This is a genomic window from Mesorhizobium sp. WSM4935 (assembly GCF_029625735.1).
Classification (GTDB): Bacteria; Pseudomonadota; Alphaproteobacteria; order Rhizobiales; family Rhizobiaceae; genus Mesorhizobium.
Genome location: NZ_JARTVR010000046.1, coordinates 1 through 865 on the forward strand (window position 1 = coordinate 1; position 865 = coordinate 865).

Sequence of the window (865 nt, forward strand, 5' to 3'; positions counted from 1 at the left end):
TGTCGGATTTGTGATTCAAGATGCTGGCTGGAATGGAGGCCAGCATCTGATGACGCGACCTCTTTCGGACGACCTTCGCGAACGGGTTGTAGCGGCGGTATTGAGTGGTGAGAGCCGCCGGTCGGCCGCCAAGCGGTTCGGCATTTCGGTTTCGGCTGCGGTGAAGTTGTTGCAGCGTCATCGGGCGACTGGCTCGGTTGCGCCTGGCAAGATGGGCGGACATCGCAAAAGGGTGCTGGAGCCGCACCGCGCCTTCATCGAGGCACGCATGCGTGAGACGCCGCATCTGACGCTGCACGGTCTTAAGGATGAGTTGGCCGGTCGCGGGGTCAAGGTCTCGCACAACGCAGTGTGGCAGTTCCTGCGCCGCGAGGGGTTGAGCTTCAAAAAAAACGCTGTTCGCCCTTGAGCAGGCACGCGCCGACATCGCGCGGCGGCGTCAACGATGGCGATCCTGGCAGGGCGGCCTCGATCCGCAATGTCTGGTCTTCATCGATGAGACCTGGATCAAGACCAACATGGCTCCGCTGCGCGGTTGGGGGCCGAAGGGCAAGCGGCTGCGCGGCCTGGCTCCACATGGCCACTGGCGCACATTGACCTTCCTTGGCGCACTGCGCTGCGATCGGCTCGCAGCGCCTTGCGTCTTCGACGGACCGATCAACGGCCAATGCTTCCGCGCCTATGTCGAGCAGCAGCTCATCACGGTGCTGAAGCCCGGCGATATCGTCATCATGGACAATCTTGGAAGCCATAAGTCGGCGGCCATCAGGCAAATGATCAAGGCCGCTGGCGCCAGGCTCTGGTACCTGCCGCCCTATTCACCGGATCTCAATCCGATCGAGCAGGCCTTCGCCAAGATCAAACA

At 62.1% G+C, this 865-nt stretch carries 1 pseudogene; it reads left to right on the forward strand.

The features are described 5' to 3' along the window. Nucleotides 1-49: 49 nt before the first annotated feature. Nucleotides 50-865, forward strand: a pseudogene (locus P9273_RS32030) (IS630 family transposase); the annotation flags it as partial.